Source organism: Kitasatospora sp. NPDC096128 (assembly GCF_040303105.1).
In the GTDB taxonomy this organism is placed as follows: domain Bacteria; phylum Actinomycetota; class Actinomycetes; order Streptomycetales; family Streptomycetaceae; genus Kitasatospora.
In genome coordinates this window covers 365496-387656 of sequence record NZ_JBEOSP010000002.1, presented here as the reverse complement: position 1 = coordinate 387656, position 22161 = coordinate 365496, and the positions used below count along the sequence as shown (strand labels likewise).

The following is a 22161-nucleotide window of genomic DNA, read 5'->3' as shown; positions in this document are numbered from 1 at the left end:
CCGCCATGCCCGCCAAGCCCCTGGCCGAACTGATCCGCTTCGCCCGCGCCAACTCCCCCTTCTACGCCGATCTCTACCGCGACCTGCCCGAGGCCGCCGACCGGCTCGACCAGCTCCCGGTGATCGACCAGACCGCCTTCTGGACGGCCAACACCTGGCCCGACAACCGCGTCCTGACCGGCCCGCTCACCGACGCCGGCGTCTACAAGACCGGCGGCACCACCGGCGTCCCCAAGTTCTCGCCCTGGACCCGCGCCGAACACGCCGACTCGGTCACCGCCTTCGGTGCCGGACTCGTCCGGGCCGGCCTGCGGCCCGGCCACCGGGTGGCCAACCTCTTCGTCGCCGGCGAGCTCTACGGCGGCTTCCTCTACATCGAGAACGCCCTGCACCACGCACCCGTGGACAACGTGCGCCTCGGCGTCGGCGGCGCCGCCCCCGACGGCTACATCGCCGACCTGATCACCGGCTTCGGCGTGCACGTGCTGGCCGGCGAGCCGATGAAGCTCAGCGCCGTCGCCGAGTGCCTGGTCGCCCGCGGCGAGCGCGCCGACGGCGTCGAACTGCTGCTGTTCGGCGGCGACCTGCTCTTCGCCGACCTGCGCCCGCTGCTCTCCCGGGCCTTCCCCAAGGCGGCCGTCGCCTCGGTCGGCTACGCCTCCAACGACGCCGGACTGGTCGGCGCGCCCGTCCCCGGCGAGGACGTCCGGGTGCACGAGGCCTTCGCCGACCGCACCGTGGTCGAGCTGCTCGACGAGGTCACCGGCGAGCCCGTCACCACCCCCGGCACGCCCGGCCGCGTCGTGGTCACCAACCTGTTCCGCACCCTGATGCCGATCCTGCGCTACCCCACCGGCGACCGCGCCGAATGGGTCGACGGCGAGTGCCGCCGCTTCCGCCTGCTCGGCCGCTCCACCGAAGGCGCCCGGGTCGGCACCGTCACCCTGCCCACCGAGGAGATCCGCACCGTCCTGCTCGCCGCCGACCCGGACCGGCACATCGCCGGGATGCAGCTGGTGCAGCGCCGTTGGGACGGCCGCGACGGCGTCATCCTGCGGCTCGGCCACATCGGCCAGCCGCCGCCCGCCGACCTCGCCGACCGGCTCGTCGACGCCGTCCACCGGGCCCTGCCGCTCTACCCCTCGGAGGCCGCCCTCGGCAGCATCCACCCCCTCGCGGTGGAGTGGGTGCCGCGCTCGGAGCTGGTCACCAACCCGCGGACCGGCAAGCTCCAGCAGGTCCTGGACGAGCGTCCGCGGGAGTAGCCCCGGGCCGCCCACCGGCCCCGGCGGGCGACCGGCAGAAGCCTGACACACCGTCAGCACCCTTCCGGTGAGCCGCCGATGAGCCGCCGGTGAGACGCCGGTGCTGCGAGCGGTCCGTCCGCGTCCTGCGGGCGCTCCCGCGGAGGCCGCTCGACGACAACACCACCGACCCACCGGAAGCCACCGTGTCGACCACCACCCTTCCGCTCGGCCTGCCCGAGCCGGACAGGCCCTACGCCTGACCTCCCGGTACCGGGACGCCCCGGACCAGGCAACGGCCGATGACCAGCTCCGGCCGGATCCGGATCCGTACCGCGTCCGGGGCGGTCGCCGCCCCCGGGCGGACCTTGGCGTGGCCGAGGACGGTGACGAACCAGCCGGAGCCGTCCCGGCCGTCCACCTCGTCGGCCTCGAAGGCGACCACCGCGCCGTCGACCGCCCGGGCCAGCTCGGCGTCGGCGGGCGCGGAGACCAGGACGCCGCCGGGCACCAGCCGGAACCTCACCGGCAGGACGGCCGGGAGGGCCCCGACGGTGTAGACCACCCGCCCGACGGCGGCCCGGCCCAGCAGCTCCAGCGCCCGCTCCCGGTCGAGCTCGCGGGGCCCGGACCGGTCCGGGCGGTGGGGGAGGTCGGACGACGCGGGCCGGGGGGAGGGGACGTGATCGCGGTTCATGCGAGCGATGCTCACCCGGGGCCGGGCCCGGTCACGAGGGCCGATGGTCCCGCCGAGGGGCCCCCGCGGTGCGGACCGGCGTCACCGGACGTCAACCGTCAGGTCCAGCCGCGGCCGACGCGCAGCGGTGACGACTGGGCGGCGGCCGACTGCCGCAGCTCGGTGGCGATCAGCGCCGCCTGCACCCGCCGCTCCACGCCGAGCTTGGCGAGCAGCCGGGACACGTGGTTCTTCACCGTCTTCTCGGCGAGGTAGAGCCGCTCGCCGATCTGCCGGTTGGTCAGGCCCTCGCCGATCAGCGCCAGCACCTCCTGCTCACGCGCCGTCAGCCCCGGCCCGGCCGTCACCGGCCGGGCGGGCTCGGCGTCGCTGCGCAGCCGGTTCATCAGCCGGGTGGCCGCGCCGGGGTCGAGCATCGAGCGGCCGGAGGCGACGGTACGGACGGCGGCGACCAGGTCGGTGCCGCTGATCTGCTTCAGCACGTACCCGGCGGCGCCCGCCATCACGGCGTCCAGCAGCGCCTCCTCGTCGTCGAAGGAGGTCAGCATCAGACAGGCCAGGTCGGGCATCCGCGACCGCAGTTCACGGCAGACGGACACCCCGTCCCCGTCGCCCAGCCGGACGTCCAGCACCGCCACGTCGGGCCGCAGCGCCGGCACCCGCACCAGGGCCTGCTCGGCCGTCGCCGCCTCCCCGACCACCACCAGGTCCGGCTCGCCGTCCAGCAGGTCGTGCACCCCGCGGCGCACCACCTCGTGGTCGTCCAACAGGAACACCCGGACCGGCGCCGAAGCCTCGACGCCCTCCACCTCGGTCGCCATCACTCGGCTCCACCTTCGTCACCCCCGCACACTCCCAGCGGGGCCCACCGCATCATCCCCCGCCACGCGGCAGCGGCCCAGGGCCCAAGGACCCCATTGCGCCGCCCCGGAGAACCTCCCGCCGGGCTTCCCTCCCGCCCCTCGCTCCCCGGCCTACTTCCTGCTGCGTGTCATTCCCCGGCCGGCCCTGCGCCCCGGAGGGGAGCAGGGACTCGGGCCCGGCGGGGTCGAAAGGGCGCCGCGGAGCGGCGCGGCCCACCCCCCTCAGCGCTCCCGCCGCCGGACGTTCCCCCACCCCACCAGCAGGAACGCCAGCGCCACGCCCGCCCCGCCGACCGCCGCCAGCGCCGCCTTCGAGGCCGTCCCGCCGCCGTCGGACAGCAGGATCGCGACCGCGCCCAGCACGGCCACCGCCGCGCCCACCACCAGCCAGCCGACCAGAACGACGGCCGCCGGACGGCCGCTGCGCGGCAGCGGGCCCGCGTCGAGCGCCGCCCACCGGGCCGCGGTCTCCCGCTGCTCCCCGTGCCGCTCCCACAGCGCCCACACCCGCAGGGCCGTACCGCCGACCAGTCCGGCGAGGGCCACCTCGGCGGCGGGCCGCCGGTCGGCCCCGGCGAGCAGCAGTCCACCGGCCAGCGCGAGCGCCGCCCACCAGAGCACGCAGGCCGCCGCCGCGGTGCGGGTGGAGCGGGGCCGGTCGGCGCCGGCCTGGAGGTCGGCGATGGCGGGCAGGTACCAGACGCAGCCGCTCGCGGTGATCGCGGCGGTGCCGATGGCGAGGACGGTGTGGGTCATGGGCCGGCCTTCCGGTTTCGCACGAGGAGGGGTGAGGAGGAGCCGTCCCCGCCCGCCCGGGGGCAGCGACGCGGGCGGGGACGGCGTTCAGGGGGGACCGGGCCTCAGCCGTCGATGGAGTCGATGGACGAGGCCCGTGCCCGTTCCGCCCGACTCAGCGGCCGGTCGTACTTCACCGGCTCCACGTCGCCGAGGTGCGTCGCCGGCTTCCCGGTGTGCACCAGCACGTCCCGGGCCGCGATGTCCGGGTGGTGGAGGTCGAAGGCCGGGGATTCGGAGCGGATCCGGGGCAGCTTGACGAAGTTGTGCCGGGGCGGCGGGCAGGAGGTGGCCCACTCCAGCGAGCGGCCCCAGCCCCACGGGTCGTCCCCGGTGACGCGCTCGCCGTACTTGGCGGTCTTCCAGACGTTGTAGAGGAACGGCAGGATCGACAGGCCCAGCAGGAAGGACCCGATGGTCGACACGGTGTTCAGCGTGGTGAACCCGTCCGAGGCCAGGTAGTCGGCGTACCGGCGCGGCATGCCCTCGGCACCCAGCCAGTGCTGCACCAGGAAGGTGGTGTGGAAGCCGACGGTGAGCGTCCAGAAGGTGATCCGGCCGAGCCGCTCGTCGAGCTTCTTGCCCGTCATCTTGGGCCACCAGAAGTGGAAGCCGGCGAACATCGCGTACACCACCGTGCCGAACAGCGTGTAGTGGAAGTGGGCGACGACGAAGTACGAGTCGGAGACGTGGAAGTCGATCGGCGGCGCGGCGAGCAGCACGCCCGTCAGCCCGCCGAACAGGAAGGTGACCAGGAAGCCGACGGTCCACAGCATCGGTGTCTCGAAGCTCAGCGAGCCCTTCCACATGGTGCCGACCCAGTTGAAGAACTTGACTCCCGTCGGCACCGCGATCAGGAAGGTCATGAACGAGAAGAACGGCAGCAGCACCTGCCCGGTGACGTACATGTGGTGCGCCCACACCGTCACCGACAGACCCGCGATGGCCACCGTCGCGGCGATCAGGCCCGCGTAGCCGAACATCGGCTTGCGGCTGAACACCGGGATGATCTCCGACACGATCCCGAAGAACGGCAGCGCCAGGATGTACACCTCGGGATGGCCGAAGAACCAGAACAGGTGCTGCCAGAGCATCGCCCCGCCGTTGGCCGGGTCGAAGACGTGCGAGCCGAACTTGCGGTCGCACTCCAGCGCGAGCAGCGCGGCGGCCAGCACCGGGAAGACCAGCAGCACCAGCACCGAGGTGAGCAGCACGTTCCAGCAGAAGATGGACATCCGGAACATCGTCAGGCCGGGGGCGCGCATGCAGATGATCGTGGTGATGAAGTTGACGGCGCCGAAGATGCTGCCGAAGCCGGACAGCGTCACGCCCATGATCCACATGTCCGAGCCGACGCCCGGCGAGTGGACGGCGTCGGACAGCGGGGCGTAGAGGAACCAGCCGAAGTCCGCGGCGCCCTGCGGGGTGGCGAAGCCGGCGGCGGCGATCAGCGAGCCGAACATGAACAGCCAGTAGGAGAGCATGTTCAGGCGCGGGAACGCCACGTCGGGCGCGCCGAGTTGCAGCGGCATGATCCAGTTCGCGAAGCCGGTGAACAGCGGCATCGCGAACAGCAGCAGCATCACCGAGCCGTGCATGGTGAAGGCCTGGTTGAACTGCTCGTTGGAGAGGATCTGCGTTCCGGGCCGGGCGAGTTCGGCGCGCATGACCAGCGCGAGGATGCCGCCGATCAGGAAGAACGCGAACGAGGACACCAGGTACATGGTGCCGATCGTCTTGTGGTCGGTGGTGGTCAGCAGCCTGACCAGGGCCGAACCGGGCCGTCGGGCCCGAACCGGGCCTGGCGGAGGGGGCGTTGGCGGTGAGGTGGGGTCGCCCTGTGCCTGGGTGGCGCTCAAGGACGCACTCCTTCGGAACGTGGTGCGAATGGATGGCGATCCATGATCCGAACGCACGCCCCCCGCGCCCCAGGGCCGTTGGGCCCGCCCGGCCGGGGCCGTCAGGCCCGAGTTCCCGGCCGCGACCGGGACCTCCCGACCGGGCCGCGACCGGGACTCCCTGCCGGGGACCGCTCCGAGCACCGGGCCGGCAGCCGCTCGGGCGTGCCGGGGGCCGCCGGAGCCGCCGACCGCTCGCGCCCCGCTCGCCCCGCCGCCCAGCCCCGCTGGAGGACCGACGGAGCTCCCCCGCCCCGCCGTTCCCGAACCGTCGGACGGCGAACCCCCGTACGGCCCCGTACGGCCTCCGGCCGTCGCCCGCCGCCACCGGCCCGCACCCCGCCCGACCAGCCACGCCCCCGACAGGCCTCGCCCGAATCCGACCGACCCGGACCCCGCGCACCACCGCCGGCCCCACCCCCGGCCCCCCGAGTCGTGCGGACGGCGTGACCGAGCCCCGCCGATCCGGTGCCCTTCAACGCCCGCCGACCGCCCAGTAGCCTGCGCCCGGGAACCCCACCGCCGCCGGTCACGCCCCCGCGCCCACCCCGACCCCTCCCCCACCCGACCCCTCCCCACCCTCACCCCCACCCGACCCGGAGGTACGCCGATGCCCCAGCCCCGGCCCGCCGCCCCCGTCCGGCTGCGCTTCGCCGTCCTCGGTCCGCTCGCCGGCGAAGCCGACGGCCGCCCGCTCAACCTCGGGCCGCTCAAACAGCGGCTGGTGCTCGCCGTGCTGCTCAGCCGGGCCAACACCGCCGTCCCGGTCGACCTCCTCACCGACGCGGTCTGGCCCGAGGAGCCCCCGCGCACCGCCCGCAAGAACCTCCAGGTGTACGTCTGCGCCCTGCGCACCCTGCTCGGCCGCCAGGACGGCCCGGACCGGCTCGCCCACTCGGCCGGCGGCTACCTGCTGCGGATCACCGAACCCGAACTGGACGTCCTGCGCTTCCGTGCCCTGGCCCGGGCCGGCCGCTCCGCCGCCGACAGCGGCGCGCTCGCCCCCGCCGCCCGGTTGCTGCGCCAGGCCCTCGACCTCTGGCAGGGCCCGCCGCTCGCCGACCTGCGCTGCTCCCCCGCCGTCCGGGCCGAGGCCGACCGCCTGGAGGCCCGCTGCCTGGGCGTCCACGAGGACTGGGCGGAGACCGAGTTGGAGCTCGGCAACGCCACCGCCGTGGCGGAGGAGCTGGCCGACCTCGCCGAGCGCCACCCGCTGCGCGAACGCCTCCAGGCCGCCCGGATGAACGCCCTCCACCTGTCCGGCCGCCAGGCCGAGGCGCTCGCCGTGTACGACACCCACCGCCAGCTGCTGGCCCGGGAGTTGGGCCTCGAACCCAGCCCCGCCCTGACCGACCGCTATCGCCTGCTGCTCGCCCGCGGCCGCACCCGGCCCACCGCCGGCCGCCCCGACCGGCCCACCGCCCCCACCGCCGCCCTGCTGCCCGCCGACACCGCCGACTTCACCGGACGGACCTCCGAACTACGCCGACTCCTCGCCGAGTTGGGCGACAGCGATGGCGACGGCAGCGTCACGGTGCTCTGCGGACCGGCCGGCAGCGGCAAGACCGCGCTCGCCGTCCACGCCGCCCACCTGCTCGCCGACCGGTTCCCGGACGGCCGTCTGCTCGTCCGGCTGCGCACCGGGGACGGCACTCCGCGCCCCCTCCCCGAGCTGCTCGCCGAACTCACCGCCCTCACCGGCCACCCGGACCCGCTGCCCACCGACCCCGCCCGGGCCGCCGCCCACTGGCGCGCCTCCCTCGCCGGTCGGCGGACGCTGCTGATCCTCGACGACGCCGCCGGCGAGGCCGTGGTCCGCGAACTGCTGCCCGCACTCGGCCCGGGCGCCGTCCTGGTCACCTCCCGCAGCCAACTCGCGGGCCTCGCCCCCGTCCACCGCATCGCCGTCCCCCCGCTCACCCCCGCCGAGGCCCTCGACCTGCTCGCCCGCACCACCGGCCCCGGCCGGATCGGCACCGACCGCGCCGCCGCCGCCCGGATCGTCGACGCCTGCGGGCTGCTGCCGCTCGCCGTCCGGGTCGCCGGCGCCCGTCTCTCGGTGCTGCGCCACCTCCCGCTCGCCGAGTACGCGGCCCGTCTGGAGGACCCGTCCGGCACCCTGGACGAGCTCGTCGCCGGGGACGTCACCGTCCGCGCCCGCCTCGACTCCGGCTGGCACGACCTCCCCCACCAGGGCCGTCTCGCCCTCGCCCGCCTCGCCACCCTGCCCCTCGCCCTGCTCTTCACCCTCCCCGAGGCCGCCACCGCCCTCGGCCGCCCCGAACACCTCGCCCTGCGCACCCTCGAAGCCCTCACAGACACCGGCGCCGTCACCTCCCCCACCGGGGAGGTCACCGCCCACGCCGCCCTCTACGCCCTCCCCCGCCTCACCCACCTCCACGCCCGCGAACGCGCCCCCGAAGCCCTCACCGCCCCCTCCCTCACCCTCCCCTGAGCACCCCCACACGCGCCCGCCCCTCCTCCACCGGCCGATCCTGCGCCCCGGAGGGGAGCAGCAACTCGGCCCGGAGGGGCCTGAATGCGCTGCGCCGCGGCGCAGCCCACCGCCCCCACCCCTCACCCCAACGTCACCAGGTCCGCCCCGCCCCGCCCCACCCCCTCCTCCAGTCCGCACAGCGCCAACAGCACCCCGGCCGCCCCGGTGTGCAGGTCCGCCGAGAAGCGCCGCAGCCGCATCCCCGGCACCAGCAGCCCTTCCGGCCGCGCCACCAGGTGCCACTGCAACTTCCGCACCTGCCCGAGCACCGCGTCCCGCTCCCCCGACTCCCCCAGCCCCGACTCCCCCAGCCCCAAGAGTGCCAGCAGCAGCCCGGCCCGCCCCCGGAACAGCCCGGGTTCCCGGATGAACCCCGGTGCGCACACCTTCCGCACGTCCGCGACGAAGTCCTCGGCCCCCGCCACCTCGACGCCCAGCTCCGCCAACTCCCGTACCACCAGCGCGACCCCGCTGCTCCCCCGGTCCAGGTACGCCAGTCGCCGCCCCCGGTCCAGCACCTGCACCGACCCGTCCGGCACCCGGACGCACTGCCCCATCGCCCGTTCCACCGCTCCGCGGGCCGCGTCGAGCAGCCAGCGCTCCCCGGTCCACCGGTACAGCCGCAGCTGGAGCAGCGCGACGCCGGCCAGCCCGTACAACAGCCCGGCGCCGGTCGGCCCGGCCAGGCCGGGTACGGTCTCCCCCCTCACCACGGCTGCCAGGTCCCGGGCGTCCTCGATCGCCTCCCGAACCGGCGTGTCGCCCACCGCCGCCCCGAGCGAGGACGCCAACCGCACCCGGGCGAGCCCCGCCCCGGCCCGTCCGCCGTACAGCCCGGCCTCCGGGGCCGGCCGCGCCCCACGGACCCGCGCGAGCAGTTCGAGCGCCGCGTCCGCCCGCCCGATCCGGGCCAGCACCGCCGCGACGCCGAGCGGCCCGTCGTGCAGCCCCCCGGCCCCGAACCCGGACCCGGACCCGGACCCGGACCCGGACGACGCACCCCGCCGCCGCATGGCCGCGATCAGCCAGTCCGCGTACTCCTCGGGCCAGTCGGCCCCGGCCCGGTGCAGCGCGTACAGCACCCCGGCCGCGCCGTGCGCGACGCCCGTACCGCCGTCGGCGAAGCCGGCCACGTCACCGGGGAAGAGCCGGTCCGGCCGGTCGGGGGTGGCACCGGCGTGGATGCCGGCGACCAGTTCGTCGCGCACAGCGCCCAGCCCGGTCCCGTCGAACCTCCCGAGCCCGTCGAACAGCTCACGCCCCCTCCGTTCACCGTCCGAGTCCCCGGCCGTGACGGCCCGGGCCCGCACCACCATCGGCCGCACCGGCCCCTCCCCCTCCCCCACTCCGAACCATTCCCGCGCCCGCCGTTCGAGCGCCGCCGCCTTCCCGGGATCGTGTTCGGCGACTTCCATGACGGGCATCAGCAGCGTCAGCCAGCTCGCCCACAGCATGTGCCGGTCGGCCGCGGCCCCGTCCAGCCCGGCCGGGACGGGCAGACCTGCCACCCCGGCGGTGGGCACCTGCCGGTCGGCCAGTTCGGCCGCGTACTCGAAGTCCACGAGCACCACGGACCCGTCCGGCCGGAGGATCGCATTGGCGGGGTGGAGGTCCCCGAACCGCACGCCCCGCCCGTGCAGCGCGTCGAGCGCCCGCTCCAGTCCGGTGACCACGCCGGCCACCCAGGCCGCGTACTCGGCCCGTTGCGCGGCGGTGCAGTTCTGGTGCACGAGCGGGTAGCGCCGGATCGCCTCGGCGAACAGCTGGACGCCCTCGATGTGCTCCTGCACCAGGAAGGTGTGCTCCCAGACCGTTCGCACCTCGTGCAGCCGGGGCACGCAGTCCAGTCCGGCCAGGCGTTCCAGCGCCCATTGCTCGCGCCGCAGCCGGGTGAGGGCGTCCGCGCCGGCCGCGTCGAGTCCGGCGTGCGGGCGGGCCTCGCGCAGCACCACCCGCCGCCCCGTCCTGCGGTCCGCGGCGAGGTAGATCCCGCCCGCGTTGGTGAACTGCAGCACCTCCAGGATCCGGTAGGGCAGTTCCCCGGCCGCCGCCTCCCGGGCTGCGAGGTGCGGGCGCAGTGCCGCGGGCGGCCGGACCCACCCGGGCAGCCGGAACACCGGTTCGCGCGGGTCCGGCACCAGCTCACCGGCCGGGTCGCGCAGCGCGGGGACGGTCCGCCCGGTCTCGTCCTGGCACCGGAGTTCGACGAAGGCGCCGTAGCGCGCGTACACGGGGGCCGTCCCGATCCGCAGGTCGGTGAGCACGTACGGGCCGGGGCGCCCGTCCAGCGCGGTAGCCAACTCCTCGGCAAGCCGCAGGAATTCGGCTTCGCCCGCCGGGTAGACCGTGATGAACTTGCCGCTGCTGCCGCGCCCCGCGTACTTGCCGTCGGCGACCCGCAGGGCCTGGGCGCTGCGGAGGAACTTGTACGCCGTCCGGTGCCCGGTGCAGATCCGGGCGACCACCGCCAGGGTGTCGGCCGCCTGGTCCTCCACGGTGGAGACATGGAGCTTCCAGCCCTGTTCGGGCAGCGGGGCGCCGGCCGGCAGCAGCACGGTCCACAGGCCCTGTTCCCGGCGCCGCCACCCGGCGGGCACGGCGCCGAGCCCGTGCGGGTAGCGGCTCGCCCGGTCGGGCAGCCGCCCGGGGGTGTCGTAGTAGGTCGGGTCGGCGAGGCAGTACTGCTGGGTCTCGTGAGCGCCGGCCACGGCGCACCACCCCCTTTCCACCAAGAGCTCAGGCGGCCGGAACAGCCGGAACAACTGGAACAACCGGAACGGCCGGACCAGCAGGAGCCGCCGGTACGGCCGGAACAGCCACCGGCCCGCGCCGCACCGGCGGCGCCCAGGTCACCACGGCCGCGCAGAGCGCGATCGCGAGGGCCAGCAGGGCGAAGGTCCGGGTGCCGCCGAGGGCGCCGAGCAGGGCGCCGCCGGCCAACGGGCCGAAGGGCTGCACCAGGGTGGACAGGAATCCGGCCGCGCTCTGCACCCGGCCGATCCGGTCCGGCGGCGCGGCGAGCAGCATTCCGGAGACGAAGCCGATGCTGGCGACGGTGGACAGGCACACGCAGACCGCGCACAGCAGCCCGATCAGCAGCGGCAGCCGGGTGAGCACCAGGACGGCGGCGGTCACGGCGCAGGCCCAGCAGGCCAGCGCGACCAGCTTGCCGTCGCCGGTCCTGGCGTCCAGTCTCGGGGCGAGCAGCGCGCCGGCCAGGGCCCCGGCGGCGGTGCAGGAGACGACGGTGCCGCCGCCGAGGCCGGAGTGCCCGCCGTCGGAGGCGACGGCCAGGGTGGTGAACATCAGCGCGCTGAACGCGAAGTTCATCCCGAGGCCGAAGATCAGCAGCAGGGTCCGCAGGTAGGGCCGGCGCCAGAGGAAGGCGATCCCTGCGGTCAACTCGGCGCGGCTGAACACGGATCCGTCCTTGGTCTCCGGTCGCGAGCGGGTCCGGATGAGCGCCACGCAGACGGTGGAGAGCAGCAGTCCGACACCCTCGGCCACGAAGGGCAGCACCGGGTGCCAGGCGAACAGCGCACCGCCGCCGAGCGGCCCGACCAGCCGGGCGGCGGCGCCGCGGGCCTGCATCCGGGAGGAGGCTTCGCGGACCTGCCCGCGCGGCACCACCGCGCGCAGCAGGCCGCCGGCGGCGGGCCCGTACGTGCCGGCGATGACCGCCCCGGCGCCGGCGACCAGCAGCACCAGGAGCAGCGGCGCGCGCCCGTTCAGCACGGCGAGCACCAGGGCGGTGACGGCGAGCAGGCTGCCGACGTCGCACAGCCGCATCAGCCGACGGCGTTCGATCCGGTCGGCGAGCACTCCGCCGGGCAGTGTGCTGAGCAGCAGCGCGCCGACCGAGACGGTTCCGATGGCGCCCGCCCGGGCAGCCGAGCCGGTGTCCCGGAGGACGAGCAACGGCAGGGCGATCGAGGAGAGTTGGGAGCCGAGCGAGGCGAGCAGGCCGCCGACCCAGAGCAGCCGGAAGTCCCGGTTGCGGGTGAGCGGGGTGGAGTCCATGGCCGTCCTCCGTCGTGGGTGGGGCCGGAACCGGGCCGGGCCGAAGCCGGACCGAAGCCGAGCCGGGGCGGAACCGCCGGCCGGGGGCGGTGGTGCGACCGCCCCCGCGCCGGGGCCACCGGGCCTGCCGCGGCTCAGGAGGCCGAGGTCTCCGCGGAGTTGACGTAGCTGACGATGCTGAAGCAGTTGCCGTCGGAGGAGGCCTGGAGGAACTTGAGCGCCTGGAGGTCCAGCACGTTGGCGACGTGCGCCTCGACCTCCGCCGTCTCCTCGCCGCTCTCGTCGACGTTCTGCTCCATGTTCTCGATGTTCTCGGCCATGGTGGGACTCCCTTCCATGAGTGGGCTGCCGGTACCGCACGGGCCGACGGTCCGTCGCAGCGGCAAAGCTAGGCGGGCCCGGCTGCGGACGGCCTGGGAATCGGTTGGCCGGCGGTATGGCCGCAGGTCGGCGCGGGTGCCGAGGCCACCCGCAGCACCGCCCGTCCCGCTGCACAGCCGCCCCGCACCCGCTCCGGGCTGCGGCCATACCGCCCGCATACCGCCCCCGAACCGGCTCCGAAGCCCGCCCCGCGACGCTGGCCGGGCACGCCCGTACGCCGTCCCGGCGCCGAGCACGCCCGCACAGCGAAGGACTAGCGAAGGACTGCCACCATGCCCTGCCCACTCTGCGCCCAACTCGCCAACACCAACGACCAGTTCTGCCCCGCCTGCGGCACCTCCCGGGCCGCCGCCCTCGACCTGGCGGCCGAGGAGCGCAAGCTGGTCACGGTGGTCTTCTGCGACCTGGTCGACTCCACCGCCCTGTCCGGCGCGCTCGACCCGGAGACGCTGCGCGAGGTGATCCTGCGCTACTTCGAGCGGATGCACCGCCAGATCGAGGCGCACGGCGGCACCCTGGAGAAGTTCATCGGGGACGCGGTGATGGCCGTCTTCGGCGTCCCGGTGATCCGCGAGGACGACGCCCACCGGGCGCTGGCCGCGGCCCTGGCCATGCTGGAGGACCTGGAGGACCTCAACGCCGAGCTGGACGCCACCCTCGGGGTCCGGCTGGACGTCCGGATCGGCGTCAACACCGGCCAGGTGGTGGCGGGTGCGGACGCCTCGGCGCGCCAGGCGCTGATCTCCGGCGAGACGGTGAACATCGCCGCCCGGCTGCAGACCCGGGCCGCCCCGGGCCAGGTGCTGATCGGCCCGCAGACGCTGCGGGCGGCCGGGCCGGCCGCCCAGGTGGACGAGGTGGGCCCGCTGCAGCTGAAGGGCAAGGCCGAGCCGGTGACCGCCTACCGGCTGGTCGGCCTGGACGAGGACGACCCGGAGCTGTTGCGCCGCTTCGACGTGCCGCTGGTCGGCCGGGAGCGCGAACTCGACTCGCTGGACGCGGCATTGGCCCGGGTGGCGGGCGGCGGTGGCGCCGAGCTGCTGCTGGTGGTCGGGGAGGCCGGGATCGGCAAGACCCGCCTGGTGCGTGAGTGGCGCGAACGCTCGGCCCGGCTCACCGCGCGCTGCGGCACCGGCCGCTGCCGCAGCTTCGGCGAGCAGGGCGTGCAGGCCCCGCTGGCCGAGGCGGTCCGCACCCTGCTGGACGAGCCGGGGGCACCGGCCCCCGCCGAAGCGCTGGCCCGCCTCGCCGAGGCAACCGACACCATGACCGACACCATGACCGACACCGCACCCGACGCCGCACCCAGTGCCGTGCCCGGTCTCGACCGCTCCCTCGACCAGCTCGCCGGGATCCTGCGCGGCCGCACCGTGGAGCGCCCGGCCGTCCTGGTGCTGGACGACTGCCAGTGGGCCGGCCCCGTCCTGCTGGACGCCGCCGAGCGGCTGGTCGCCGCGCTCGGCCCGGCCCCGGTGCTGCTGCTCTGCCTGTCCCGCCCGGAGCTCCTGGCCTCCCGCCCGGAGCTCCTCTCCCCCCGGCCGAAGTCGGCGACCCTCCCGGTCGGCGGCCTGTCCTGGGACGAATCCGCCCTGCTGGCCGCCCAGTTGACCGAGCTGAGCGCCCACCAGGACACCGTTCCGACCCGGCTGCTGGATCGTGCCGAGGGCAATCCGCTGCACCTGGAGGAGCTGCTGGCCGCCCTCACCGAGGCCGACGGCCCCGGCGACGCCGCCCTCGCCGATGAACTCCCGCCCACCGGACGGGCCTTGCTCAGCGCCCGGATCGACGGCCTGGAGCGGGACGAGCGCACCACCCTGGACCTCGCCGCCGTGCTCGGCCGCGCCTTCACCGCCGCCGAGCTCGCCGAACTCGCCCACGGCGGCACCGACCAGGACGCCTTCGCCGACCCGGAGGACGACGTGTTCACCGGCCCGATCGACGGCCTTCCCGCCGCGCCGCCCGCCGACGGGGACGACACCCCGCCCCGGCTGCACGCCGCGCTGGACCGGCTGGCCGAGCGCCGGCTGGTCGAACCGGCCGGCACCGGCTACCGGTTCAGCAGCGGCCTGGTGCAGGAGTCGGTCTACCAGTCGATGTCGAAGCGGGCCCGGGCCGAGCGCCACGAGCGCGCCGCCGACCTGCCTGCCGTCCGCGCCACCGGGGCCGCGGCCGTCGGCGGCCACCTGGAGCGCGCCCACCGCTACCGGCTCGAACTCGGCCTGCTGGACGCCCGCACCGACACCCTGCGCACCCGCGCCGCCGCCGCTCTGGGCGCCGCCGGGGCCGCGGCCCTGGCCCGTGCCGACCTCGCGGCCGCCGACGACCTGCTGGAGCGCTCCGCCCGCCTGCACTACCCGAACGAGCGCGCCGCCGGCCCGGTGCTGCGCCGGCTCGGCGAGACCAGGCTGGCGCTGGGCCGCGCCGAGGAGGCGCTGCCCGTCCTGGCCCAGGTCCGCGATTCGGCCGCCGACCCGCTGGACGCCGCGCACGCCCGTCTCGCCCTCGCCGCCCGGGGCCTGCCGCCCGGCCCGGAGCAGCCCGCCGCCACCGCCCGCGCCGTGCTGCCGCTGTTCACCGACGCCGGTGACGCCCTCGGCCAGGCCCGCGCCCGGCTGCGGCTGGCCGAGGAGCACCTGCTGGCCGGCCGGCACACCGAGGCGGACCGGCTGCTCGACCAGGCGCTCGGCGAAGTCTCGCGCACCGACGCCGAGTTGGACCGGGCCGCAGTGCTGTCGGCGCTGGCCGCCTCGCTGCTGGCCGGCCCCGAGCCCGCCCCCGCCGCCACCTTCCGACTGCGCGCCCTGCTCGCCGAGCACGGCGCCGGCCGACGGACCGTACGGGTGGCGCTGAACGGCCCGCTGGCCGTCCTGCTCGCCCTGCGCGACCGCCCGGACGAGGCCGAGCTGCTGCTCGCCGAGGCCAACGGCCTGGCGGGCGAGCTGTCGCTGGCCGAGGCGATGGTCTCGCTGCCGACGCTGACCGCCCAGGCCGCGGCCGCCGCCGGGCTGTCCGGCCACGCGCTGGACCTGCTGGCCGACGCCGCCGAGATCGCCCGCCGCCAGGGCAGCGCGGCCCCGTTGCCGCGGCTGGCCCTCACCACCGCGCGCGTCCTGCTGGACTCCGACCGTCCCGAGCCGGCCGCCCGGCACCTGGACGGTGTGGACGCCGCCGCGGCGCTGCCGCCGGTGCTGGCCGTCGAGCTGGACGCGCTGCGCGGGCGGCTCGCCGCCGCCCGCGGCGAGTCCGCTCCGGCGCTGGAGCTGACCGGATCGGCCCTGCGCGCCGCCGAGGCCACCGAGTCGGTGCTGCTCCAGGCGCTGACCGCACTGGACCGGGCGCATGCCCTGCTGCTGCTCGACCGGCCCGCCGAGGCCGCGGTGGCCGCCGCCACCGCCCGGGACCGCTTCACCGCCAAGGGCCACCTGCCGGGCGTGCGCCGGGCCGAGCGGCTGGGCGGCGGCCGGTGACCGCCCCGGCCGCCGGCCTGACCTGGAGTCTGCGCGAGCGCCGGGTGGACGAGCCGCCGGTGCTGGCCGACCCGGTCGAGGAGCACCCGGGCGGCACCGGTGCGGGCGTGCGGGTGTGCGTGGTCGACTCGGGCATCGAGCCCGACCACCCGCTGGTCGGCCCGCTGCACGGCTCCTGGGCCGTGGTCCGGGACCCGGTCTCCCGGGAGCTGGCCGTCCGCCCCGACACCGTCGGTGACACCTGCGGCCACGGCACCGCCTGCGCGGGCATCATCCGGCGCACCGCCCCGGACTGCGAGCTGTACAGCGTCCGGGTGCTCGGCGAGCGCTTCACCGGCACCGGCGACATGCTGATCGCCGGGCTGCGCTGGGCCGTCCGGCAGGGCTTCGACGTGATCAACCTCAGCCTCTCCACCACCCGGACCCGCTTCCTGGAGGAGCTGCACGCGATCGCCGACGACGCCTACTTCGCCCGCACCGCGATCGTCGCCTCCGCTCACAACACCCCGGTGGAGAGCTTCCCCTGGCGCTTCTCCTCGGTCATCTCGGTGGGCAGCCATCAGGAGGCGGCCCCGGACCTGCACCTGTACAACCCCGCGCCGCCGGTCGAGTTCTTCGCCCCCGGCCAGAACGTCCGGGTGCCCTGGCTCGGCGGCTCCACCATCCGCACGACCGGCAACAGCTTCGCCACCCCGTACGTGGCCGGGCTCTGCGCCCGCATCCTGTCCCGGCGGCCGAGGCTGACGACCTTCCAGCTGAAGAGCGCGCTCTACCTCACCGCGGCCAACGTCCAGGTCCCGTCCACCCCCACCCCGGAGGCGTCCGATGACCCTCAGCACTGACCCCGCCGTCGACCCGCTCGCCCGCGAGCTGCTGCAGTCCGTGGTGGACGTCGCCCGGGCGATCTTCGGCGCCCAGGCGGGTTCGGTCTGCCTGCTCGACGAGGCGGCCGGCGAGCTGGTGTTCCAGGCGGTCTCCGGCCGGGGCGAGGAGTCCCTGGTCGGCCGGCGCTTCCCGGCCGGGCGGGGCATCGCCGGCTGGGTCGCCGCCTCGGGCGAGCCGATGGTGGTGGACGACCTGGCCGCCAGCCGCACCTTCGACCGGGCCTTCGCCGAGTCCACCGCCTACGTGCCGAACGCCCTGATGGCGGCGCCGCTCACCCACGGCGGCCGGGTGCTCGGCGTGCTGGAGGTGCTGGACCCGGCCCCGCAGGTCCGCCCCGGCCTGCCGGAGCTGGACCTGCTGGCGATGTTCGCCCGGCAGGCCGCCGCCGCGCTGCGGGTGCTCGCCGAACGCGGCACCCCGGCCCCGCGCCCGACACCCGACCGGGCGGCGGCGCTCGGCCTGCTGGCCGACCTGGAGGAGCTGCTGCGTCAGCCCTGACCGCCCTGACCGCCTTGAGCGCTGTCCGGACCCTGAACGCCGTCCAGCCCCTGAGCGGCGTCCAGGCCCTGAGCGGCGCCGGCCGGCCGCCGTGTCCGCACCTGGTACCAGGTCGGCTGGACGAGCCGCCCGCAGAGCACGTCGCAGACCACCTCGACGTCGTCGGGGACCCCGGCCTCGTACAGCCGCCGCACGAAGGCCCGGTGCTCGGCCGGGTCCTCGGTGCTGTGCAGCACCTCCCAGGGCCCGGCGGCGGCCTCCCGCTCGGCCCGGCGCTCGGTCGACCGCCGGAGGTCCTCGGCCTGCTTGCGCTTGCGGGCCCGCTGCCCCGGCACGGCGGCTCAGCCCGCCAGCCGGGCGATCTGTCCGCGCTCCAGCGCGGCGTACACCGCTCCGTCCGGCCCGACCGCGATGCCGTGCGGTTCGGCGCCCGGGCCGGGGACCGGGTACCCGTCGAGCCGTCCGTCCGGGGTGAGCACACCGATCCGGCCGGCGGCCCACTCGGTGAACCAGAGCCGCCCGTCCGGGCCGGCGGCGATCGCGTGCGGCCGGGCGGCCCGGTCGGCCAGCGGGTACTCGGTCACCTTGCCGTCCACGGTGATCCGCCCGACCAGCCCGCCACCGATCCCGACGTACCAGAGCGCCCCGTCCGGCCCGGCGGTGATGCCGACCGGCGCGGTGCCCGCGGTGGGCAGCCGGTGGACGGTCACCTCGCCCCGGACGCTCACCCGCGCGACGGCGTCCGCCTGGTTGAGCGCGCACCACAGCGCCCCGTCCGGCCCGGCGGCGATGTGCGCCGGGAACGCCCCGGCCAGCGGCAGCGGGTACTCCGTCACCTGCCCGTCCACCGTGATCCGCCCGACCCGGTCGGCGTTCAGCTCGGTGAACCAGAGCGCCCCGTCCGGCCCGGTGACGATGCCGCCCGGCCCGGCGTCCGCCGTGGGCGGCGCGAAGGAGGAGGCTTCGCCGTCCACCGTGATCCGCCCGATCCGGCCCGCGTTCAGCTCGGTGAACCAGAGCGCGCCGTCCGGCCCGACGGTGAGCGCCGACGGCCCGCACCGCGCCGAGTCGAGGGCGAAGCGCCGCACCGTCCCGTCCGCCGCCAGCCGCCCGATCTCCCCGGCGTGGACGAGGGTGAACCACACCCCGCCGTCGGGCCCCACCGTGACCCCGTACGGCCCCGCCCCCGGCTCGGCCACATCGAACAGTTCCATCCGCACCCCTCCGGGGCTATCGCGACTCTCGTCGCATTAGTGATGCTGCCATGCCCCTCCCCCGTCCGGCAACCGGGTTCTCACCGGGCTACTCGGGAGCCTCCGCCAGCCCCCGCAGGACCGAGATCACGCCCATGCCCGCCGCGCAGACCGGCACCGCCAGCAGGGCGCCGATGATGCCCGCGACGCCTGAGCCGGCCACCACCGCGACCATGATGGTCGCCGGGTGCAGCTCCACCGTCCGGCTCTGGATGACCGGCTGCAGGACGTTGCCCTCGATCATCTGCACCGTCAGCACCACCCCGAGCGCCCACAGAGCCGTCCCCAGGCCGCCGTCGGCCAGCGCCACCAGCACCGCGACCGTGCCGGACAGGAACGCGCCGACGAACGGGATGTACGCGCCCATGAACACCAGCGCGCCCAGGCCCGGGGCACCGGGCACACCCAGGGCCACCAGGCCGACGGTGATGAAGCCCGCGTCGATCAGGGCGATCAGGGTGGTGCCGCGCATGAAGCCGGCCATCGCCTCGAAGGCCCGCTCGGCACAGGCGATCACCGTCTCGGCGCCGCGCCCGGGCAGGTTGCCGCGGATGGCGTCGCCGGTGCGGTGGCCGTCGCGCAGGAAGAAGAACACCAGCGCCAGGGCCAGCACCGCCCCGGTGATCAGCTGGGTGAGCAGGCCGAGGCCGGACAGCACGCCGTTGGTGAGGGTGGAGACCAGCGAGTTGGTCTCGCCCTTGGCATTGTTCAGCGCGTGCTCGATCTTGGCCCCGAACGGTCCGAGCCACTCGGCCAGCCGGCGTCCGGCCGCCGGGAGCGAGGCGGCGATCTGCGGGGCGCTGTGCACCAGGGAGTTGACCAGCAGCGCGATCACCCCGACCACCGCGACCACCAGCAGCAGGCAGGTCAGCCCGGCGGCCAGCCCGCGGCTCACGCCCCGCCGGACCATCCAGGGCACCACCGGGTACAGCAGGGAGACCCCCAGCAGCGCCAGGACGAACGGCACGGTCGCCGCCCGCAGCTCCACCAGCGCGAAGACCACCAGCGAGCCGACGGTGATCAGCAGGATCACCGCCACCGACCAGGCCGCCGCCCACCGCACCGCGGGCGGCAGCATCAGGTACGGCCTGCGGTGGTCGGGCCGCCCACCGGGCGGGCGCTCCACGGACACCGGCACCTCCGCCAGGGTCGTCGTCGTTGTCATCGTTGTCATCGTCGTTGTCGTCGTCGAGTCCGGCAGCGATGAGCAACGATGAGCAGCGCCGAGACCGGACCGACCCAGCTCAGCAGAGAATGTGACGATCCGCCCGTTCTACGACTGCTCCGCCACGGCGATCCGCACCGACCCGCCGCGGCCCGCGCCCCCGCCCGCGAAGGCCAGCACCCGCTGCGCCTCGGTCTCGGCCGCCTCGCGCTCCGCCCGCGCCAAGCGGACGAACGGCTCGACGACCACCTCCTGCTCCCCCGTCAGCCGCCACGTCCCGGCGACCAGCCCGTCCACCAGCAGGGTGCCGAGCACCAGGCCGTTGCGGGTCATCACCCGGTCCTTGTACCGCTCCGGCAGCACCCGGCTCCGGTCGGCGTGCGAGAGCAGCAGGTTGTCGAACGGCGCGACCAGCCGCACCGGCGCCGGGACGTCCGGGTCCGGCCGGGGCGCCTCGGGCAGGTCGTACAGCACCCGGCCCTGCTCGTCCCGGAACGTCAGCAGCTCCGACCCGAGCCGCTTGAGCACGGGCCCCAACCGGCTGAGGCCGCACCACTTCTGCAGGTCGGCCACGGTGGCGGGCCCGAAGGCGGCGAGGTAGCGCAGCACCAGGCCGTCCGGCGCGGGCGCGGGGTCGAGCGGGCGGCCGAGCCAGGCCTCGGCGGTGGTGTGGGCGGCCGGGCCGCTGCGGCCCCACAGCCCGCGCGGCGGCACCTGGACCAGCGGCAGCAGGCAGCGCGCCGCCTGGGCCAGGGCGGCCGGGTCGCGGTCCGGCCGGGTGGCGGCGAGCAGCGTGCCGAGCTGCTGGAAGGTGCGCGGCTCCGCCTCGACCAGTACGCGGGCCTCGGCGGCGAGCGCGGCCGGGTCGAGTCCGCTGAGCCGTTTGCCGTAGGTGGTGCGCAGTGCCTGGTCGAGGACGGGCTGGAGCAGCGGGCGCAGGGTCAGGCAGTCCTCGGCGGTGACCAGGTGGATGGTGCCGCGCTGGAGCGCGATCCGGACCGCCGCCCGCTGTTCGAGCAGGGTGCTGAGCGCCTCCGGGGTGAAGCCGTCGAGCCGGGAGAGCAGCCCGAGGTAGGGCGGCTGCGGTACGGCCTGGGCCTGGAGTCCGCCGAGGTGGTGGATGACCTCGAGGGGCGCCAGGCCGGTGCGGGCGAGCAGGTGCTGACGGGCCAGCAGGGCGCGGCCCAGGGCCCGGAGGCCGAGCACCCGGGGGCCGGGCGCCTGGTGACCGGGCGCCCGGGAGCCGCGCACCGTCACCGGCGGCCGTCCAGGACCGAGCGCAGCACGGAGATCCGGTTGGTGGTGATGGAGGCGGCCCCGGCGTCGCGGAGCCGGCGCATGGTGCGGCGCAGGTCGGCGGTCCAGGTGGAGACGGCGAGCCCCTCGTCGGCGGCGGCCCGCACGAAGTCGGGGGTGACCAGGCCGAACGGCGGGTTGAGGAAGCGCGGGCGCAGGTCCCGCAGCAGGGCGGGGGCGGGCATCCGCGGCTGCTTCCAGGTGAGCGCGATCTCGGCGTCGCGGCTGAGTGCGCGCACGGCGAGCATGGCGGTGGCGGGGCCGCAGAAGGCGACCAGGTCCTCGGCGCCCTGCCCGGTGACGACGGACCAGGTGGCGGCGGCCGGGCCGGGTTCGTCGAGGTCGATGAGCAGCCGGGGACCGTCGGCGGCGGCGACGGTCTTGATCGCCTCGGCGAGGGTGGGGACGGCCAGGTCGCCCTGGCGCAGCTCGGCGAGCTGGTCGGTGGTGACCCGGCCGATCGCGCGCGGGTCGCCCCAGAGGCGTTCCAGGGTGGTGTCGTGCAGCAGCACCGGCACCTTGTCGCGGGTGAGCTGGACGTCCACCTCGACGGCGTCGGCGCCGGCGGCGAGCGCGGACTCGACCGAGGGCAGGGTGTTCTCGCGGTGGCGGTACGGGTCGCCGCGGTGGGCGACGGCGAGCACCGGGCGGCGGTCGGCGGGGGCGGAGGCAGCGATGCTCATCGGATCTTTCCAGAAAGCCAGGGGGTGAGGTCGTGGACGCCGAGGGCCTCGCGGTAGGAGGGCTCCCCGGGGACGGTGACGATCAGGGTGCTGGACGGCGGGAAGGTCCGGACCTTGACGTGCACCAGGTCGGACCAGACCGAGTGCAGGAAGGCCGGGACGCTGTCGCGCGGGACGTCGAAGGCGATGCCCTCGACGGTGACGACGGCCTCGTCGTGGGTGAACAGCCGGACGGCGGTGCGCGGGCTGCCGTCGAACTCCAGCAGCGCCTCGTGCGGGACGGCGCCCGGTTCGCCGTCCGGGCCGACCGCTCCGGCGCCGACCAGCCCGGCGAAGGTCCGGTCGCCGCCGATGTCGTGCTCGGCGCGGACGGCGCGGCCGTGCCGGGCGGCGACCGCCTCGACCGCCGGCACGGCGGCCTGGGTGGTCGGCAGGTTCGGGTGGTTCATCCGGGCCTTTCGCTCGAGAACTCGTCAGGACTCAGGACTCAGAACTCGGAACACAGCGCACAGAGCACGG

General features: G+C 75.8%; 18 protein-coding genes. 5 read left to right on the top strand and 13 right to left on the bottom strand.

All coding sequences use genetic code 11. The features are described from left to right. The first annotated feature begins 5 nt into the window (after nucleotides 1–5). Entirely contained in the window at nucleotides 6–1265 is a 1260-nt protein-coding gene (locus ABTY61_RS04125; protein ID WP_350503352.1) for a phenylacetate--CoA ligase family protein, read from the top strand. Nucleotides 1266–1497: 232 nt separating this feature from the next. Here ABTY61_RS04125 and ABTY61_RS04120 read toward each other — a convergent pair whose 3' ends face one another. The 4 genes from ABTY61_RS04120 to ctaD form a co-directional block, all read right to left on the bottom strand. Further along, nucleotides 1498–1941, bottom strand: a complete 444-nt coding sequence (locus ABTY61_RS04120; RefSeq protein WP_350503351.1) for a pyridoxamine 5'-phosphate oxidase family protein — start codon at nucleotides 1939–1941, stop codon at nucleotides 1498–1500. A 98-nt stretch (nucleotides 1942–2039) separates the two neighbouring features. Then, nucleotides 2040–2762, bottom strand: a complete 723-nt coding sequence (locus ABTY61_RS04115) for a response regulator (protein ID WP_350503350.1) — start codon at nucleotides 2760–2762, stop codon at nucleotides 2040–2042. A 264-nt stretch (nucleotides 2763–3026) separates the two neighbouring features. Next, nucleotides 3027–3560, bottom strand: a complete 534-nt coding sequence (locus ABTY61_RS04110) for a hypothetical protein (RefSeq protein ID WP_350503349.1) — start codon at nucleotides 3558–3560, stop codon at nucleotides 3027–3029. 104 nt (nucleotides 3561–3664) lie between these two features. Next, the gene (gene ctaD / locus ABTY61_RS04105; protein ID WP_502895206.1) at nucleotides 3665–5458 is read right to left on the bottom strand and encodes an aa3-type cytochrome oxidase subunit I; all 1794 of its coding nucleotides are present in this window, start codon (nucleotides 5456–5458) and stop codon (nucleotides 3665–3667) included. 649 nt (nucleotides 5459–6107) lie between these two features. Between ctaD and ABTY61_RS04100 the strand changes: the two genes are divergently transcribed. Then, entirely contained in the window at nucleotides 6108–7952 is a 1845-nt protein-coding gene (locus ABTY61_RS04100; RefSeq protein WP_350503348.1) for an AfsR/SARP family transcriptional regulator, read from the top strand. Nucleotides 7953–8074: 122 nt separating this feature from the next. On the opposite strand, the gene lanKC is transcribed toward ABTY61_RS04100, so the two are convergent. The 3 genes from lanKC to ABTY61_RS04085 all read right to left on the bottom strand — a co-directional run bounded on the left by lanKC (nucleotide 8075) and on the right by ABTY61_RS04085 (nucleotide 12334). After that, on the bottom strand, nucleotides 8075–10702 hold the full coding sequence (gene lanKC / locus ABTY61_RS04095) for a class III lanthionine synthetase LanKC (protein WP_350503347.1): 2628 nt from the start codon (nucleotides 10700–10702) through the stop codon (nucleotides 8075–8077). A gap of 28 nt (nucleotides 10703–10730) precedes the next feature. Continuing rightward, complete coding sequence (locus ABTY61_RS04090; protein WP_350503346.1) at nucleotides 10731–12014, bottom strand: MFS transporter; 1284 nt, start codon at nucleotides 12012–12014, stop codon at nucleotides 10731–10733. A gap of 134 nt (nucleotides 12015–12148) precedes the next feature. Beyond that, nucleotides 12149–12334 (bottom strand): hypothetical protein, encoded by a 186-nt coding sequence (locus tag ABTY61_RS04085; protein ID WP_350503345.1) that lies wholly within the window; start codon nucleotides 12332–12334, stop codon nucleotides 12149–12151. Between the two features lie 333 nt (nucleotides 12335–12667). Here ABTY61_RS04085 and ABTY61_RS04080 point away from each other — a divergent pair, with 333 nt between their 5' ends. From ABTY61_RS04080 to ABTY61_RS04070, 3 genes are read left to right on the top strand one after another with little or no spacing between them, the layout of a single operon-like run. Beyond that, the gene (locus tag ABTY61_RS04080) at nucleotides 12668–15862 is read left to right on the top strand and encodes an adenylate/guanylate cyclase domain-containing protein (RefSeq protein WP_350503344.1); all 3195 of its coding nucleotides are present in this window, start codon (nucleotides 12668–12670) and stop codon (nucleotides 15860–15862) included. Then, nucleotides 15859–16704 carry a S8 family peptidase gene (locus ABTY61_RS04075; protein WP_350503343.1) on the top strand — a complete coding sequence of 282 codons (846 nt, stop codon included), beginning with the start codon at nucleotides 15859–15861 and terminating at the stop codon, nucleotides 16702–16704. The genes ABTY61_RS04080 and ABTY61_RS04075 overlap by 4 nt, the downstream gene beginning before the upstream one ends. Further along, a complete protein-coding gene (locus ABTY61_RS04070; RefSeq protein WP_350503342.1) occupies nucleotides 16688–17245 on the top strand; it encodes a GAF domain-containing protein in 558 nt (185 codons plus the stop codon). The genes ABTY61_RS04075 and ABTY61_RS04070 overlap by 17 nt, the downstream gene beginning before the upstream one ends. Here ABTY61_RS04070 and ABTY61_RS04065 read toward each other — a convergent pair. The 6 genes from ABTY61_RS04065 to ABTY61_RS04040 form a co-directional block, all read right to left on the bottom strand. Continuing rightward, the gene (locus ABTY61_RS04065; protein WP_350503341.1) at nucleotides 17236–17580 is read right to left on the bottom strand and encodes a hypothetical protein; all 345 of its coding nucleotides are present in this window, start codon (nucleotides 17578–17580) and stop codon (nucleotides 17236–17238) included. The two genes, ABTY61_RS04070 and ABTY61_RS04065, sit on opposite strands and share 10 nt — an antisense overlap. A 6-nt stretch (nucleotides 17581–17586) precedes the next feature. Continuing rightward, complete coding sequence (locus ABTY61_RS04060) at nucleotides 17587–18459, bottom strand: Vgb family protein (RefSeq protein ID WP_350503340.1); 873 nt, start codon at nucleotides 18457–18459, stop codon at nucleotides 17587–17589. Between the two features lie 88 nt (nucleotides 18460–18547). Next, the gene (locus ABTY61_RS04055; RefSeq protein WP_350503339.1) at nucleotides 18548–19663 is read right to left on the bottom strand and encodes an AI-2E family transporter; all 1116 of its coding nucleotides are present in this window, start codon (nucleotides 19661–19663) and stop codon (nucleotides 18548–18550) included. A 108-nt stretch (nucleotides 19664–19771) separates the two neighbouring features. Further along, nucleotides 19772–20920: a winged helix DNA-binding domain-containing protein gene (locus tag ABTY61_RS04050; protein WP_350503338.1), complete on the bottom strand. Its 1149-nt coding sequence runs from the start codon at nucleotides 20918–20920 to the stop codon at nucleotides 19772–19774. Then, on the bottom strand, nucleotides 20917–21642 hold the full coding sequence (locus tag ABTY61_RS04045; RefSeq protein ID WP_350503337.1) for a glycerophosphodiester phosphodiesterase: 726 nt from the start codon (nucleotides 21640–21642) through the stop codon (nucleotides 20917–20919). Before ABTY61_RS04045 ends, ABTY61_RS04050 begins: the two co-directional genes overlap by 4 nt. After that, complete coding sequence (locus ABTY61_RS04040; RefSeq protein WP_350503336.1) at nucleotides 21639–22091, bottom strand: hypothetical protein; 453 nt, start codon at nucleotides 22089–22091, stop codon at nucleotides 21639–21641. The genes ABTY61_RS04045 and ABTY61_RS04040 overlap by 4 nt, the downstream gene beginning before the upstream one ends. Nucleotides 22092–22161 lie beyond the last annotated feature (70 nt).

What these genes read in the sequence shown, in the direction of transcription:
- ABTY61_RS04125 (WP_350503352.1), top strand. Translation starts at nt 6, where the DNA reads ATGCCCGCCAAGCCCCTGGCCGAACTGATCCGCTTCGCCCGCGCCAAC.
- ABTY61_RS04120 (WP_350503351.1), bottom strand. Translation starts at nt 1,941, where the DNA reads ATGAACCGCGATCACGTCCCCTCCCCCCGGCCCGCGTCGTCCGACCTC.
- ABTY61_RS04115 (WP_350503350.1), bottom strand. Translation starts at nt 2,762, where the DNA reads ATGGCGACCGAGGTGGAGGGCGTCGAGGCTTCGGCGCCGGTCCGGGTG.
- ABTY61_RS04110 (WP_350503349.1), bottom strand. Translation starts at nt 3,560, where the DNA reads ATGACCCACACCGTCCTCGCCATCGGCACCGCCGCGATCACCGCGAGC.
- ABTY61_RS04100 (WP_350503348.1), top strand. Translation starts at nt 6,108, where the DNA reads ATGCCCCAGCCCCGGCCCGCCGCCCCCGTCCGGCTGCGCTTCGCCGTC.
- ABTY61_RS04090 (WP_350503346.1), bottom strand. Translation starts at nt 12,014, where the DNA reads ATGGACTCCACCCCGCTCACCCGCAACCGGGACTTCCGGCTGCTCTGG.
- ABTY61_RS04085 (WP_350503345.1), bottom strand. Translation starts at nt 12,334, where the DNA reads ATGGCCGAGAACATCGAGAACATGGAGCAGAACGTCGACGAGAGCGGC.
- ABTY61_RS04080 (WP_350503344.1), top strand. Translation starts at nt 12,668, where the DNA reads ATGCCCTGCCCACTCTGCGCCCAACTCGCCAACACCAACGACCAGTTC.
- ABTY61_RS04070 (WP_350503342.1), top strand. Translation starts at nt 16,688, where the DNA reads ATGACCCTCAGCACTGACCCCGCCGTCGACCCGCTCGCCCGCGAGCTG.
- ABTY61_RS04060 (WP_350503340.1), bottom strand. Translation starts at nt 18,459, where the DNA reads ATGGAACTGTTCGATGTGGCCGAGCCGGGGGCGGGGCCGTACGGGGTC.
- ABTY61_RS04055 (WP_350503339.1), bottom strand. Translation starts at nt 19,663, where the DNA reads ATGACAACGACGACGACCCTGGCGGAGGTGCCGGTGTCCGTGGAGCGC.
- ABTY61_RS04045 (WP_350503337.1), bottom strand. Translation starts at nt 21,642, where the DNA reads ATGAGCATCGCTGCCTCCGCCCCCGCCGACCGCCGCCCGGTGCTCGCC.
- ABTY61_RS04040 (WP_350503336.1), bottom strand. Translation starts at nt 22,091, where the DNA reads ATGAACCACCCGAACCTGCCGACCACCCAGGCCGCCGTGCCGGCGGTC.